The 15,295-nt window shown below is 59.3% G+C and carries 15 protein-coding genes and 2 pseudogenes; 16 read left to right on the top strand and 1 reads right to left on the bottom strand.

The genetic code is table 11. The annotated features are described in order from the left end of the window. Positions 1 to 49: 49 nt before the first annotated feature. The 8 genes and pseudogenes from BM035_RS23125 to BM035_RS23185 form a co-directional block, all read left to right on the top strand. Positions 50 to 1,830 (top strand): annotated as a pseudogene (locus tag BM035_RS23125) (copper resistance system multicopper oxidase). Then, entirely contained in the window at positions 1,827 to 2,576 is a 750-nt protein-coding gene (locus BM035_RS08295; RefSeq protein WP_092031102.1) for a copper resistance protein B, read from the top strand. Before BM035_RS23125 ends, BM035_RS08295 begins: the two are co-directional and overlap by 4 nt. Before the next feature lie 146 nt (positions 2,577 to 2,722). Next, entirely contained in the window at positions 2,723 to 3,079 is a 357-nt protein-coding gene (locus tag BM035_RS08290; protein WP_092031100.1) for a hypothetical protein, read from the top strand. An 11-nt stretch (positions 3,080 to 3,090) separates the two neighbouring features. Next, positions 3,091 to 4,446: an APC family permease gene (locus BM035_RS08285; protein WP_075267639.1), complete on the top strand. Its 1,356-nt coding sequence runs from the start codon at positions 3,091 to 3,093 to the stop codon at positions 4,444 to 4,446. A 12-nt stretch (positions 4,447 to 4,458) separates the two neighbouring features. Further along, positions 4,459 to 4,692: a hypothetical protein gene (locus tag BM035_RS08280; protein ID WP_008169431.1), complete on the top strand. Its 234-nt coding sequence runs from the start codon at positions 4,459 to 4,461 to the stop codon at positions 4,690 to 4,692. Between the two features lie 113 nt (positions 4,693 to 4,805). After that, complete coding sequence (locus tag BM035_RS22300) at positions 4,806 to 5,222, top strand: hypothetical protein (protein ID WP_139216027.1); 417 nt, start codon at positions 4,806 to 4,808, stop codon at positions 5,220 to 5,222. Positions 5,223 to 5,370: 148 nt separating this feature from the next. Then, a complete protein-coding gene (locus BM035_RS08270) occupies positions 5,371 to 5,736 on the top strand; it encodes an NADH-quinone oxidoreductase subunit A (RefSeq protein ID WP_199452674.1) in 366 nt (121 codons plus the stop codon). Next, positions 5,733 to 6,236: pseudogene (locus tag BM035_RS23185) on the top strand (hypothetical protein); the annotation flags it as partial. The gene BM035_RS08270 and the pseudogene BM035_RS23185, both read left to right, overlap by 4 nt. On the opposite strand, the gene BM035_RS23180 reads toward BM035_RS23185, so the two are convergent. Continuing rightward, positions 6,144 to 6,731, bottom strand: a complete 588-nt coding sequence (locus tag BM035_RS23180; protein ID WP_092031099.1) for a hypothetical protein — start codon at positions 6,729 to 6,731, stop codon at positions 6,144 to 6,146. The pseudogene BM035_RS23185 and the gene BM035_RS23180 sit on opposite strands and share 93 nt — an antisense overlap. A gap of 27 nt (positions 6,732 to 6,758) precedes the next feature. Here BM035_RS23180 and BM035_RS08260 point away from each other — a divergent pair, with 27 nt between their 5' ends. Genes BM035_RS08260 through BM035_RS08225 form a run of 8 tightly spaced genes read left to right on the top strand, consistent with a single transcriptional unit; the run spans position 6,759 to position 15,274 of the window. Next, the gene (locus tag BM035_RS08260; RefSeq protein ID WP_092031097.1) at positions 6,759 to 7,703 is read left to right on the top strand and encodes a Ni Fe-hydrogenase III large subunit; all 945 of its coding nucleotides are present in this window, start codon (positions 6,759 to 6,761) and stop codon (positions 7,701 to 7,703) included. Continuing rightward, positions 7,700 to 8,596, top strand: a complete 897-nt coding sequence (locus BM035_RS08255; RefSeq protein ID WP_092031095.1) for a complex I subunit 1/NuoH family protein — start codon at positions 7,700 to 7,702, stop codon at positions 8,594 to 8,596. Before BM035_RS08260 ends, BM035_RS08255 begins: the two co-directional genes overlap by 4 nt. Further along, positions 8,596 to 9,132: an NADH-quinone oxidoreductase subunit J family protein gene (locus BM035_RS08250; RefSeq protein ID WP_092031094.1), complete on the top strand. Its 537-nt coding sequence runs from the start codon at positions 8,596 to 8,598 to the stop codon at positions 9,130 to 9,132. The genes BM035_RS08255 and BM035_RS08250 overlap by 1 nt, the downstream gene beginning before the upstream one ends. After that, on the top strand, positions 9,129 to 9,440 hold the full coding sequence (gene nuoK, locus BM035_RS08245; RefSeq protein ID WP_092031092.1) for an NADH-quinone oxidoreductase subunit NuoK: 312 nt from the start codon (positions 9,129 to 9,131) through the stop codon (positions 9,438 to 9,440). The genes BM035_RS08250 and nuoK overlap by 4 nt, the downstream gene beginning before the upstream one ends. After that, positions 9,437 to 11,257, top strand: coding sequence for an NADH-quinone oxidoreductase subunit 5 family protein (locus BM035_RS08240; RefSeq protein WP_092031091.1), 1,821 nt, complete (start codon positions 9,437 to 9,439; stop codon positions 11,255 to 11,257). Before nuoK ends, BM035_RS08240 begins: the two co-directional genes overlap by 4 nt. A 35-nt stretch (positions 11,258 to 11,292) precedes the next feature. After that, positions 11,293 to 12,762: a complex I subunit 4 family protein gene (locus BM035_RS08235; RefSeq protein ID WP_008169450.1), complete on the top strand. Its 1,470-nt coding sequence runs from the start codon at positions 11,293 to 11,295 to the stop codon at positions 12,760 to 12,762. Then, the gene (locus BM035_RS08230) at positions 12,762 to 14,135 is read left to right on the top strand and encodes an NADH-quinone oxidoreductase subunit N (RefSeq protein ID WP_008169451.1); all 1,374 of its coding nucleotides are present in this window, start codon (positions 12,762 to 12,764) and stop codon (positions 14,133 to 14,135) included. The genes BM035_RS08235 and BM035_RS08230 overlap by 1 nt, the downstream gene beginning before the upstream one ends. Beyond that, on the top strand, positions 14,123 to 15,274 hold the full coding sequence (locus tag BM035_RS08225) for a hypothetical protein (RefSeq protein ID WP_039881755.1): 1,152 nt from the start codon (positions 14,123 to 14,125) through the stop codon (positions 15,272 to 15,274). The genes BM035_RS08230 and BM035_RS08225 overlap by 13 nt, the downstream gene beginning before the upstream one ends. Positions 15,275 to 15,295 lie beyond the last annotated feature (21 nt).

Genomic DNA, 15,295 nt, shown 5'->3' with positions numbered 1-15,295 from the left:
GAAGGCTTTCCAGCCTAACTCCAATGAAGTGCAGTTGGGAATAAAACAGATGAAGATACGCCTTTTGACAGGGCTTTTGACCCTGCTGATGCCGGCCATGGTTATGGCCGGTGAGTACGACCTTACGGTTGACCGGGTTAAAATTGATACCGGCGATTTTGTGAAAGAAGGTATAGGCTACAACGGCGCATCTCCTGGACCGGTGATGCGCTTCAAGGAAGGTGAAAACGTCAAAATCAACGTGACCAACAACCTGGACGAGATGACCTCGATCCACTGGCACGGCCTGATTCTTCCCTTCGACCAGGATGGTGTACCCGGTATCAGTTTTCCAGGTATCAAGCCGGGTGAAACATTCACCTATGAATTTCCTATCCAGCAGGCAGGCACTTACTGGTTCCACAGCCACTCTGGTTTTCAGGAACCAGACGGAGCCTATGGCGCCATTGTCATTGAGCCCGAAGGCCGTGAACCGTTCCGCTACGATCGTGAATACGTAGTGCAGCTGACCGATAAACACCCACATTCCGGTGACCGCATCATGCGCAACCTGAAAATGATGCCGGACTATTACAACCGTGAGCAGCAAACCGTGGGCGAGTTTTTCTCGGACGTGTCCGAAACGGTCTGATGAATACTGTCCGAGATCGGATGGCATGGGGCGATATGCGCATGATGAAAGCGGACGTTGAGGATCTGCAGGGCTTTACGGGCCTGATCAACGGTAAAGGACCGGACCAAAACTGGACCGGAATCTTTGAGCCCGGCGAACGCATCCGGCTGCGCTTCATCAACTCCTCGGCGATGACCTATTTTGATATCCGGATTCCCGGTCTGGATATGACAGTCGTTCAGGCCGATGGCAACAACGTTCAGCCGGTCAGTGTCGATGAATTCCGGATCGGTGTGGCGGAAACCTACGACGTGATAGTACGCCCGAAGGACGAGCAGGCTTACACAATCTTCGCCGAATCCATGGGGCGTTCCGGTTATGCGAGGGCAACACTGGCCCCCGAAGAGGGTATGGAAGCGGCCGTGCCGCAACTGCGTGAAGCTGCCCGACTGACCATGGCGGATATGGGCGGTATGCCCGGTATGGACCATGGCAGCATGGCAGGCATGGATCATGGAAACATGGATATGGGCAGCTCAGAAGGTGTGTCCGGAATGGACCACTCAAACATGGGCAGCATGGACCATTCGAATATGAAAGGAATGGATCACTCCAACATGAAAGGAATGGATCACTCTGACATGTCCGGCATGGACCATGGTTCCATGGCGATGGGAAAAGGCGGTCCCAGCGATCCCTTCTATGCCAAGGGCAGTGGCCTTGTGCCGACGGCGGCCAATGGTGGCAAGTTCCTGTCCTATGCTGATCTGAAGGCTCAGGACCCGTTGTACGAAGACCGCGAACCGACTCGGGAGATCGAGCTTCGTTTGACCGGCAATATGGAGCGCTACACGTGGAGTATCAACGGTGTTAAATACGAAGACGCGGATCCCATTCGTCTCAAATATGGTGAACGGGTCCGTTTCAAGTTTGTGAACGAAACCATGATGACTCATCCCATGCACCTGCACGGTATGTGGTCCATCCTTGATGTTGGCGCAGGTCAGTGGAACCCGATCAAACACACCGTTAGCGTGAACCCGGGCACTACGGTGTACATGGAAACCGAGGTTGACGAGCCAGGCCAATGGGCGTTCCATTGCCATCTTTCTTACCATGCGGCTGCCGGGATGTTCCGCAAGGTGATTGTTGAGGGTGGCCCTGAGTCCACGCAGGCCAAGACAGGCGTTGTTGCTGAAGATGGAGGTGAGGCATGAGCTGTATTCGATCACTTGCCGCAGTCAGTTTCCTTGCCTCTATTGGTTTCTCAACGACGGTGATAGCTCAGGAAATGATTTCCGATACCACCGCTCGTAAACAACCGCTCACAGCCTGGGGTGTTCAATTTGAGGAGTTTGAGTACCGATACAGCGATGATGATGAGGAACTGGGCGTCTGGAATGCGGATGCCTTCTATGGCACCGACGAGTTCAAAGTCCGGCTGCTCACAACCGGGGAATACGAGATAGAGGAACAGGCCTACGAAACACTGGAAAACCAGTTGGTCGGCCAGATCCCCATCTCCAAGTTCTTCGACGCCAAAGCGGGTGTTCGCTTCGACACCCCTGAAGGGCCGGATCGCACTTATGCCGTGCTGGGTGTCGCTGGGCTTGCCCCACAATGGTTTGAAGTCGATGCCAACCTGTATGCCAGCAAGGATGGTGATACGTCTGCCGAAATCGACGCGGAATACGAGCTGCTTTTCACCAATTACTGGATCCTGTCTGCAACCCTGGATGCGACGGTAGCATTCAGCGAGGATGAGGAAATTGGCGTGGGCAAAGGCTTGGTTTCCACCGAAACTGGGCTCCGGTTACGCTATGACCTGATCGATCGCGCATTCTCGCCTTACGTGGGCGTGGTGCATGAGCGCAAGTACGGTGATACCGCAGATCTCGCTAAAGCCGAAGGCGGTGGCACAGAAGACTGGTTCGCAGTCGTCGGTGCCCGCATCTCGTTCTGATCGGAATGAATAAGGAGCCAGGGGTTGCCCTGGCTCTATTTTATGATGTACATCAATTTCATCGAAAGCCCTCACTGATTTTCAGTCGCAGTTCAGGTCCGCATGTTGTCATAGAGGGGAGATGATAAGGCTAAGAGGTTTCTCCCATGACTAAAGCACACAAAGCATCGAACCAAGAGCAGTTTCTGCTGCGCCGAAAACTTGCCGTTGAAGGTATTGAAGAGGGCGAATGGTTTGATTTTATTCACGAACTCAACCATCATCCCTGTGTAGATTTTGCCGAACGCAAGGCAAATAACCAACTGCAAGTCACCTTCGATGGAACCCATTGGTCCACCGATGAGTTGCTGGAGGCGATTGAAGCACATGGCGGTCGGTTGAAGGGGGGGTGGTGGACTAAACGGAAACTGGCGTGGTACCGGTTTACAGATGATAACGTACGTGCCAATGCCAAACTTGATCCGTTTTGCTGTTCAAAGATCCCGCCCATGAAACGAAAATAGCTGGAGGTTAGATGAGCACGGAGCAGGACAGAACTACTCGCTACAAGGAAGGCAGTCTCACCCTCACGGGAACCGTTATGCTGGGTACCGGCGTCATGATCGGCGCCGGTATCTTTGCCCTTACCGGGCAAATGGCGCAGATGACGGGGGTTCTTTTCCCGTTGGCGTTTCTGGCGGCCGCGGTGATCGTCAGCTTCAGTTCTTATTCCTACGTCAAGATTTCCAATGCCTGGCCGTCAGCCGGGGGCATTGGCATGTACCTTTACAAAGCCTATGGCAATCGGCTGCCGACCGCGTTCAACGCCTTGCTGATGTATTTCTCGATGGTGATCGCCCAGAGCTTCCTCGCGCGTACTTTCGGTTCCTACACCATGCAACTGTTCGGTGGTGATGAAAGTGGTCGCATGGTGTCCATTCTGGGTGTGTCGCTGATCCTGGCGGCGTTTCTGACCAATCTGCTCGGTAACCGGATGATTCAGGGCGTGGCTTCCTTTATCGGGTTTCTGAAAATCGGCGGTATACTGGTTTTCGGGCTGGTGGGCGTCTGGATTGCCGACAGCCTGGCGGTGGATTTCTCAAGCCCGGGCGAGGCCGGAACCGCAGGCAATTTCCTGGGTGCGACGGCACTTGGAATACTTGCCTTCAAAGGCTTCACCACTATCACTAACAGTGGTTCCGAAGTCATAGATCCTAAGCGGAATGTGGGGCGAGCAATCATTATTTCCATCGCGGCCTGCGTGGTGATCTACACCCTGGTCGGTTTTGCCGTGGCCAGCAACCTGTCCCTGGCGGAAATCATCAAGACCCAGGATTACTCCCTTGCGGCTGCCGCGCGTCCGGCGCTGGGGGATTATGGCCTCTGGTTCACGGTCGCCATTGCCATGACGGCCACCGCGGGTGGCATTCTGGCCAGCATTTTTGCTGTCTCGCGCATGCTTGCCATGCTGACTGAAATGAAACTGGTCCCTCACCGTCATTTTGGTATGCCGGGCAGCATCCAGAAGCACACGCTGGTCTACACTGTGGTCCTGGGGCTGGCTCTGACAGCCTTCTTTGACCTCTCCCGGATTGCCGCCCTGGGTATCGTGTTCTACCTGGTTATGGACATTGCCATCCATTGGGGCGTGCTTCGCTACCTGCGCGACGATGTGAAGGCCAGGGCGTGGGTGCCGGCAACGGCCATCGGTCTGGATTTGCTCGTGCTGGGCGGCTTTGTCTGGGTCAAACTGAATACCGACCCGTTTGTCATTGGCGTGGCGGTTGTCACGATGATCGTGATCGCGGTATCCGGGCAGCTTTTCCTGAAAAGGGCTGCAGCAGCCGAAAAAAACGGCCACGAGGAATCCCATGCTCACGGTCACCAGTAATCGGAATTCAACATGGAGGGCAGTATCACGATGGGGGAAAACATGTTTGGCAACACCATGTGGGCCGGGCACTGGCTGTGGATGCTGGTGATTGCCATCGTAGTCGTCATCCCGGCCTGGCGTATTTGCCAGCGCACGGGCTATCCGGGTTGGATGGGGGTCTTGATACTTATCCCCATCGTCAATCTGGTTTTGCTCTACTTCATCGCTTTTAGTGACTGGCCAGTTGAGCGGAGTGGAAAATAAGTGGACTGTTGTAATGCAATTGATACATTGAGCTTTCTTCACAATCCTACGATACGACTTAAGGCTGTTGTTCGTGTGATCACAATAATTGAAAGAAACTGGGAGATAACCAGATGAAAGCAATAAATTTTAAACTCTTCGTATTTTTGACTTTTTTGCAAGCGCCATTTTTGCACGCTGAAGAAGTTCTTTCTGGCGGAGATGTCGCAGATGTTGTCGTCGGAAACACGGTGCAAATGGAATTCCGAGATGCTCAGGACAATTTTCGCACTCGAACTTTTCATGAGTACTATGATCCTGATGGTTCGATCTATGGAATGACCAAATATCGCGAACAGCAGGGAAACCTTACCCACTATATCGGAAGATGGGAGGTCAAAGACGGTAAATTTTGCACATCTGTCTATGGTCGCGACTATTCCTGTAACAAGATAAAGCCTTTGTCTGGAAATGATTTCGAATTGCTCAATGAGGGAGGCAAGATAAGGAACGTCAAGGTATATGAAGGGAAGCATCATGGACTGGAGTAAGGATATCTGAGGGTGAGTTTTTAGCCTCTGTTTGCTCGGGAAGTACGGTTCGCCCATGCGGAACCAAGAAGCGAGTTAAGGGCATATTGATCTTGTCTCTGGAGAACGCTATCGGAGTGCAGACTCCGTTGCGCGACTTGAGGATTGGATGATGAGTATTTTGGAGCAGTACGGTCTGCTGCTTGCCTTGGTGCTTGGCATCGCAGCTACGGTTTTGGCCCTGTTTGGGATTGCCCGTGCCATGGGCCCGACGCGTCGGGAGCCGGGCAAGGACGTGCCAGCGAGTTCCGGAGTGTTGTCACGGGACCCGGTCTGGGGCCGCTATCACGCACGGTACTACGGCTACGCGCTGCTCTTTCTGGCCTTCGACATGGAAATGGCATTTATGTACCCCTGGGCAGTTGTATACAGGGAAGTAGGGCTGGTTGCTTTGTATGACATGGGGGTGTTCCTTGCCATTCTCTTTCTTGGTTTGCTCTACGGCTGGAGTCAGGGGGCATTGAGGCGGCAATGACTTCTGACCCGACAATGACCATTACGGGCGCGCGCCAGTGGCAGGAGCGGTTCACGGTACTTCAGAAGTGGGTTTCCCGGGCCCTCGCGGGCAACCTGAGCTGCCTGATCGTCCCGGGGCCTGAAGTGGCACTGTCCCATGGCCTGGATGTGACAGCGGCAGGTATGCGCATCACCGCGACACCTCGCGATGCGAGCATGCTCCTGATTATCGGCGAGCTTTCAGAGAAAATGAACGAGGCCGTGGCGGTGCTCTATGCGCAGATGCCGAGGCCGCGAGCCATTGTCATTTTGGGCGGACAGACGCCGTCAACGCTACCGGACCCTGATTTTTCCGCGGGTGTTTCGCAAGCCGGTCTGATCGACGCGGTTGACTGGTTGAAGCGCGCGCTGGCCAAGGGCGCATTCTCAGACTCCCCCGAGGATTTCGACGCCCCTGTTCTGCACGCCAGAATCGAGTATGTCTGCCCCATGCACCCGGAAGTTGTCCAGAACGAGCCGGGTAGTTGCCCCAAGTGTGGCATGGACCTGGTCGCCCGGGAGGCAGGGGAGCCGGCCCCCGAGCATGACCATGGGCACGATCATCGCGAGCACCGGCACCATGAGCACGAACACCAGCATCATGAGCACGAACACCAGCATCATGAGCACGAACACCAGCATCATGATCATGCGCAGCAGCACGAACACCATGAACACGAACACCATCATGGTCACTGCCATGACCATCATGATTCGCATGAGCACGATCATGAGCAGCACGAGGGTCATCAGCACTCGCACGAAAACCATCATGATCACGGACACAAGCACCAGCACGATGAGTCCGACGGCGACGCGGAGGAGAAAGGTTCTGGGCATGATCACAGTGGCCACCATCACAGTGAGCACGGTCATGATAGCCACGAACATGGTGGCCATGATCATGTAGGTCACGGTCATAGTGGCCATGATCATGTAGGTCACGGTCATAGTGGTCATGATCATGGTGGGCATGACCACGGCGCCTCGGGATTCATGTCCATGATTGAAGTGACCAAGGACCTGCCTCGTAGCGCCGACGGGTTGGCGATGGACTGGATGGAGGTGCCGTTCGGTCCGGTTTTCCCCGGTCTGCCTGGTGGGCTCAAGTTGACGCTGACTCTTGACGGTGACGGCGTAACAGAAGGACAGGCCACATCCTTGGTGGGCATGATCAATGATAGTGAAGAAGGCAAGGAGATCGACGCCGAGACCTTTATCGAGCGCCTGGCGTCGGCCATGCCACTGGCCAGCGTGAGCTACCGACTGCTGGCCTGCCTGGCAATCGAGCGGGCGGCTGGTCTGGAGAACGATTCGGCAACCGATCAGGCCCGGGCTGTGGCGCTTGAATGTGAGCGCATCGCCAGTCACCTGGGTTGGCTGGCGCAAACGGGGCGCCAGCTCGGCTTCGCCTGGTTGACGGATCGTGCCGCAACCCTGCAACTGGAGATCCGCCGCGCCAGTGGAAAACGGCTTGTGGAACTGACGCCCGCTCTGCAGGCATTGGCGGCTCGTCTTGGGCGAACGCCTTTGCTCAAATCGCGATTGAAGGGGATCGGCGTACTGCCATCGGGCACTGCGGGCCTGAGTGGCCCCGTGGCGCGCGCTGCTGACGACGCCGGAGATGCCTGGGCGCGCCTGTGGCAGCGCCTGGACGAAATCATCACGAGCCTCGACTACATCAAGGCAACCGGGGAGCCGGGGCTACCTGTTTTGCGAAACATCGGGCGTGGATCAGGCACCGGTGAGGCCACCGTGGAAACCCCGCGCGGCGAGGCTCAACTGAGCCTGATTCTGGAACACGGCCAGGTGAAATCCTACAGGTTGGACACCGCCTGCAGTCACCATATCGGCCTGGTCGCAAAGCTTGTCGAGGGCCGGGAACTGGGCGACGCACTGGTGGCGGTCGGATCACTTGACCTTTCGCCCTGGGAGGTGATCTCGTGAACTTCGTCTTCGTGTTGCTTGCGTTGCTTGGTAGCGTCTGGCTGCTCGCCGTGGTCGAGGGCTGGACGACAACGGGCCGCCTGCGTCCGGCCGCGCCCCTACTCAGCGGCCTGGCGCACCTCGGTCGTGAATCCATTGTACCGCGCACGCCGGACCGGGTCTTTTTCGAGACGGCGCCGGTGCTACTGCTGATCGTCGCGGTGCTTGGCGCGGCGGTTCTGCCTCTGGCGCCGACCCTGGTGATCGCGGATCTGGCTACCGGTGCGCTGTTCATCAACGCGGCGCTTGCCTATGTGCTGGTGGCGCTGATCATGGCCGGCTGGGGCCCGAATGGCGCCTACGCCATGATCGGCGGCTGGCGATTCCTTGGCCAGCTCATCGCCTACGCCATGCTTATTGTCATGCCCATCACTGCGGTGGCGATGCGCGCCGAATCCCTGGTGACCACGGTGATCGTGGTCTCCCAAGACGGCTTGTGGAACATTGTCTATCAGCCGCTTGGTTTCGTGCTGTTTTTCATTGCCGCCATGGCGCTGGCGTTTCGTGCGCCTTTTGATCTGCCAACCGCACCCGGGGAACTGGGCGGGGGTGTGGACGCGGAATACACCGGCGTGCGCCTGGCGGTGTTGCGCCTGGCCAGGCTGACGCTGGTGATCACGCTGGCTTCCGCGACCACGGTGTTCTACCTCGGCGGCTGGCATGGGCCGCTGCTGCCTCCCTGGGCCTGGAGCCTGATCAAGACCCTGGCCGTGGCCGTGTCGATGCTCCTGGCCGGTCGCTATCTGCCGCGCATTCGCGAGGCGGATCTGATGCGGTGGTGCTGGACCCTGGGGATTCCCCTGGCACTGCTCAATATCATTGTTGTCGGTTTACTGGTTCTGGTGGTTCCATAATGTACGCTCAGGCTTTTTTTGTTGCCGTTTTCGGGCTGGCCGCCATCGGCTTCGGCGTGGTGGTGTTTCGCACCTCGTCCATGGTGCGTTCCGCGCTGGCGCTGTTGTTTTCTCAGACTGCCGTCGGCTGCATGTTCCTGGCGATGCAGACCGAATTCCTGGGCGTGCTGCAGATCATGATGATGGCGACGGAGATGAGCATCATGGCCATTTTCATGGTGATGTTCATGATGGACCCGGGCGGGATGGGGGGCATGGATATGACCCACCAGAAGCGCTTTTCAATTGGCGCTGGCGTGGTCGCTGCCGGTGTTGCGATAGTGGTCGCGTTTTGGGCCGATTGGGGACCTGTAACGGCCGAGGCGCCGGATGCGGCGATGCAGACACGGGCGCTGGGCATGGAATTGCTGGGTCGCTCCATGCTGATCTTCGAAACCGCCGGCGTTACTATCCTGACCGCAATGATCGCGGCCACGGCGGTGGCGATACCGGTGCAAACGACGGCCAATAGTGCTGACAAGGAGGATACGGAATGACTCTCGTCCTGATCGTGGCGCTTGTAACCGGTGCAATCCTGTTCGGTATTGGTGTTTATGGCGCGTTGTCCCAGACCAATCTGGTTATGATCATGATGGGGGTGGAGCTGATTCTTGCAGGCGCGTTGGTGAACTTGGTCGCCTTCTGGCGTTTTCTGCACCCCGAAAGCTACTCCGGCCAGATGTTCGCGCTGGTGGTAATGACGGTCATGGCGGTTGAAATGGCGGTCGGCTTCGGCGTCGCGATCGCACGCTTCCGGGCCAGGGGCTCGGTAGAGATGGAAGAAGCGGGGGACCTTAAAGGATGAGTACCGTAGTGCTGCCGGTACTGCCACCCCTGCTCGCCGCCTTGGCCGTGCTGATACTGCGTCGGGGCGGACCTGCGCTGGCCCTGGCCGGCGCAACGCTCAGCCTGGCAGGAAGTCTCTGGCTCCTGGCCCGGGTCGCCGGCGGTCAGGCCGAAACCCTGCTTCTGCCCGGTCTGCCGGAAATGCCACTTCGACTGGTCGCCGGACCGCTGACGGCGCTGCTGGCGGTGGCGGTGGCCACCGTGGGCACGTTCGTGCTGATTTATGCAGTTGGTTATATGAAGCGGGAGTCCGGCCTGTGCCGCTTCTACGCCGTAATGTCCCTGTTCCTGGCTGCCATGCAGGCGCTGGTGCTGTCCGGCGACTGGGTTCTGTTGCTGGCGGCCTGGGAATTGATCGGTTTGTGCAGTTACCTGCTGATTGGCTTCTGGTTCCAGCGACCCGAGGCCGCGGATGCCGCCGGTCGCGCTTTCCTCTACACTCGTAGCGCCGATCTGGGTTTGTACGTGGCGGTATTTATGCTGATTGGGTCGGCCGGTACCGGCGAGATTGCCGCCTCCCTGGAGGCCGGCGGCAGTGCCTCGACCGCCGCGGGGCTTTTGTTGCTACTGGCCGCCATGGGTAAGTCGGCCCAGGTCCCCTTGCAGGACTGGCTTATGCGCGCGATGGCGGGGCCGACACCGGTCTCGGCGCTGCTGCACTCGGCCACGCTGGTGGCGGCGGGTGCCATCCTGCTGATCCGTTCGGCCCCGCTGCTGACACCCGAGGTGTTGCTCGTCGTCGGACTTGTCGGCGGCGTTACCACGGTGGCAGCCGGGGTTATTGCACTTGCCGAGCGTGATCTCAAACGCCTGCTCGCGGCTTCCACTGCCAGTCAATATGGCCTGATGCTGGTCGCGGTCGGCGCCGGGGTTCCGCTGGCTGCCCTGTTGCATTTGCTCGCCCATGCCGCCATCAAGAGCACCCTGTTTCTTGCCGCCGGCGACTTCCAGCATGCCCGCGGGGGTACCAGTTTCGATCAGTTGGAGGGCGTTGGCCGCGCCAGACCCTGGGCTTTTGCCGGCTTTGCGTTGGCGGCGCTGGCACTGGCCGGTATTCCGCCACTGAGCGGGTTCTTCTCCAAGGACGCGGTAATCGCCGCCGCCCTGTCTGCGCAGGGCGCCGCCTGGCTCGGCCCCCTGGCGCTGGCCGGTACCCTGCTGACCGGCGGCTATATGGCCCGGGCCTTGCGCCTGCTGTGGCGAGGCTCCGGCGAAACCCGACCGGTTGCTGGTAGTGCCTGGATGCGCGTGGGCATTTGGGGTTTGGTGGTCCCTGCCACTACCCTCGGCCTGGCCTTCGGCCCCATCGAGGCAGTTCTTGATCTGCCCGCCGTCACCGCAGGCACAGTGGCCGTGCTGCTTGGGCTCCTTGCTGCCGCGAGTGGGCTGGGCCTGGGCTGGCTCGTGCCGGCTCCCCGCCTGCTAGGGCCGGTCTACCCGTGGGCACGACGCGGACTTGCCGTTGGCGGCGGGCTTACGGTCTGGGTCGGGAGGCCAGCAATGGCCGTTGCCCGGGGGTGTGAGTGGCTGGAAGGTCGCCTGTATGCAGCCGTCCTCAATGTCGGCCAGGCCGGGCTCGCGGTGGCGCGGCTGGCGCGCGCCAGCGACGAGCGCCGCATCGATGGCCTGATCTTCGCCCTGGTGGCAGGTGTGCGGGCTTTGGGGGATCGCGCCCGCGCGCTGCAAAGTGGTCTGATCCATCGTGAGCTGGCCGTCAGTGTCTCGGTTACGGCCGTGGGACTGGTCGTGCTGCTTGTGACGTTGCTGCGTTTCTAGCTGCGTTTCTAGTTTCTAAAGGGAATCCGATATTCATGTTACCACTCGTTTCCATCACCTTGTTCCTGCCCCTGGCGGGCGCCGTCCTGATCCTGGCCCTGCCACGACCGACGGCACAGACCGTGCACGGCATCGGCATCGCCACCGCCTCCCTGACACTGGCCTTTGCCGTTGCCATGTGGCTGCGGGGTGTCAGCGGCGTAGGCTTTTCCCAGGTCGAGGAGCTGGAATGGATCCCGGCCATTGGCGCCGCCTACCGGGTGGGGGTCGACGGCATCAGCCTGCCGTTGGTGCTACTGAGTGCCGTGCTTTTCCTGGTTGCGTTCATCTACGCTTCGTCGCTTCGTGAACGTCCGCGCGCCTACGTGGCCCTGGCCCTGCTTCTGGAGACTGCGGCAGTCGGTACCTTCACCGCTCTCGATGGGATTTTGTTCTACGTCTTCTTCGAAGTTTCCCTGGTGTCGATGTACTTCATGATCGCCGGGTGGGGACACGAGGAGCGGCAGCGTGCAGCCCTGATGTTCTTTATTTACACGCTGCTGGGCAGCCTGCCGCTGTTGCTCGCCATCCTGGGGCTTTACCTCGGCAGCTCTGAACCGACCTTCGACATGCGAGCCTGGATCGAGAATCCGCCACTGGAAGGGGCGGCGGCTATGTGGGCATTGGTCGCTATGCTGATCACCTTTGCGGTAAAGATCCCCGCGGTGCCGCTGCATACCTGGTTGCCTGCCGCTCATGTTCAGGCGCCGACCGTCGGCAGTGTCATCCTGGCCGGCATCATGCTGAAGTTCGGCACTTACGGATTGGTCCGCTTTGCCCTGCAAATGACCCCCGATGCTTTCCGTGAAGCGGGGGTCGTTGTTCTGATCTTTGGTGTCGTCAGCGCGCTCTACGGGGCTTTTGCCGCCCTGGCTCAGAGCGACCTCAAGCGCCTGGTTGCCTACACCTCAGTTAATCACATGGGCTATGTGATCGTCGGCGTCGCCGTGGCCGCACTGACTCTGGACTCCTCGGTGCGTGCCGTCGCGCTGGATGGTGCCGTGTTGCAGATGTTCAGTCACGGTCTGGTTACCGGCGCCCTGTTCTTGCTGGTGGGCATGATTCAGGACCGCGCCCATACCCGTGAAATGGGTGAGTTCGGCGGTCTGCTCAAGACGGTCCCGATGCTTGGCTGGTCATTTATATTGGCGGCCTTTGCGTCCCTGGGCCTGCCGGGGCTGGCGCACTTTCCGGCTGAGTTCCAGATATTTCTCGCCACCTTGGGTAGCGCGCCCGTAGCGGTTGTTGTGATTCTGGGCATTGCCATCATCGCTGGCACCTTTCTCAAGGCGTTGCGCGAAACCTTTCTGGGCGAGCCCAGACAGCGCTGGCAGGCCATGCCCGATCTCAGTGTACGGGAATGGCTTGCCGTGGCGCCACTGCTGGTACTCACGGTTGCCACCGGCGTGGCACCGTCCTGGGTGCTGGACATCATTCACCGGACCACATCGGCGCTGGTGCTGTAATGGCCCGTGATCTTGCATTATTGATTCCGGAAATTGCCGTACTGTTAACGGCTGTCGGCGCGCTGATTGCGGAAATGCTGCGCCGGCCGCGAATAGCGCTGGTGGTCTCGGTCATCGGGCTGCTCGCTGCCACGGGGCTGACGTTGCGTCTGATTGGCGCGGACACAACGGTGTTCGGCGGCAGCTTCCGGATTGACGAACTCAGTGTCTGGGCCAAGCTTATTCTGTTGCCGGCCACCGTGCTCTCCATGCTACTAGCGCGAGTGGATGTGCGAGGCACCGCGCGTGAGGGTACGGTCTACAGCCTGCTGTGCTTTGCCACCCTCGGCGCCCTGGTTCTGGCCGGCGCGGGCGATACGATGTTCCTGGTGTTGGGCACACTGTTGACCGGCCTGGCCACCTTCGCCTTGGTTGCCTACCCGGATACCGACCCGGCCACCGAAGCCGCCATGAAATTCTTCGTGTTTGCCTCGGTCACCGGTGCAATCATGATTTTCGGTCTGAGTTACTGGTTCGGTGCCGCCGGCTCCACCTTGCTTGCTGATCTGCCGGGCATGGATACCATGCCTATGGCCGTCATCATCGGCTTTGTGGCTGTCGTTATCGGCCTTGGCTACAAGGCATCGCTGGTTCCGTTTCATTTCTGGGCGCCAGATGCCTACGAGGGCGGGCCGCTGTCGATAGCGGCTTACCTGTCCGTGGTGCCCAAGATCGGGGCTCTGTTCGCACTTGCTCAGGTGGTTCGCGGTCTGCCCCCGGAAAGTGGTTGGACTGCCGTCATCGCGGGTCTGGCCGTTCTGACCATGACCTACGGCTATCTCGCCGCGCTGGTGCAGGATAACGTCATCCGGCTGTTGGCGTATTCTTCGATTGCCCAGTCCGGCTACTTTCTGCTGGGCATCGTCGCGGTGGGTTCAAGCAAACTCGCGCTGACATCGGTTATCCTGTTTGCTGCCGCCTACGCGGCCATGAACCTGGGCGCTTTTGCCGTTACCGCGGCAACTGGCCGTGTGCTGGATGCGTTCCGTGGGCTGGGCCGTGCAAAGCCGGTGACCGCAATCGCAATGGTGGTTTTCCTGCTGTCGCTGGTCGGTATTCCGCCTCTCGCCGGCTTCGTTGGCAAGTTCCTGCTATTTGCCGCCGGCATCGATGCCCAGTTCACCTGGCTGGCGGTGGTGGCGATTGCCAACAGTGTGCTTTCACTAGCGGTATACCTGCGCATCGTCGTACCCATGTACCAGCAGGCGGCGACGGAATTCGCGCCATTGGGCAGAAGTCTTGGCACGGTGGTAGTGACCACCTTTGCCGCCACACTGATCATCGGCCTGGCGGCCCAGTTCTTTCTTGCGGGACTGGTGGAGTGGCCGGCCTAGTGCCCCGCCCGGCGACGCTGGCCATCGTGCCGGCCATGAGCACACCGCTGGCGTCCATTTTCGGCAGTGGCTTCCTGGTCATCGTACCGGTACTGGCCAGTAGTGTGGGGCCGTATTCGTTATGGGCGATGCTGGCGGTGGCTTTTGTCGCTTTTCACACCGGTGCCGTCGTGCGCCATAACATTCTGTGTGCTGAACCGGTGCTGGCAGCGGGCAGTCAACGTCTGACGCTCACGCTCGAACGACTGTCGGATGGGGCGCTGGTCCTGGCTTATATTGTGTCCGTGTGCCTCTACATTCATATCCTGAGCGCCTTCGTGCTCGGGGCTTTCGGACTGGATTCGGGCTTCAACAAGAGCCTGTTTACCACGCTGGTGATCGGCGTGATTACTGCAATTGGCATCATGGGTGGCTTGAGACCGTTGGAGCGGATGGAGCGGTGGGCTCTGTATGTGACCATCCTGGTGCTCGCTGTGCTGTTGGCCGCCTTCGCCCTGCGTGACATCAGCGACTTTCTGGACACCGGACGCTTTGTGCTGCCATCCATGCCGCAACGTTCCGGCTGGGAAATGGTGACCATGGTGGCCGGTACCCTGATCGTGGTGCAGGGCTTCGAAACGCCGCGCTATCTCGGCCAGAGTTTTGATACCTGGACGCGGATCCACGCCTCGCGCTGGTCGCAATATGTATCTCTCACGGTCTACGTGGCATTCGTCGCCGTGGTCTTGCCCCTGGTGCCAATTCTGGACGGGCAATACGCAGATAACAGCCTGATCCAGGTGGTTGCCTCGGTCTCGGTACTTCTTTCGGCGCCGCTTATCCTCGCCGCCGGCCTGTCGCAGTTCTCCGCTGCCGTTGCGGACACCCTGGCGGCTGCGGCGAACCTGGAGGAAGTGACGCGGCGGCGCCTCACCCAGCGTTGGGGTTACCTGCTGGTAGGCGGTGCGGCTATGGCGCTGGCCTGGTCCGGTTCCACCTTTACGGTGATCGCGCTGGCGTCACGCGCCTTCGCCCTATACTACCTGTTGCAATGTCTGGTGGCCCTGACGGTGTGCCGCAACCGGCGTGAGCGGGTACGTTTCTTCCTGGTTGCGCTGGCACTCATTTTTGTCCTCCTTTTTGCGGTGCCGGCCGGCTGACCGGGCGGTTTCCGGCGAAAG

The organism is Marinobacter sp. DSM 26671, from assembly GCF_900112835.1.
Classification (GTDB): Bacteria; Pseudomonadota; Gammaproteobacteria; order Pseudomonadales; family Oleiphilaceae; genus Marinobacter; species Marinobacter flavimaris.
This window is presented reverse-complemented; position numbering and strand designations above follow the sequence as displayed.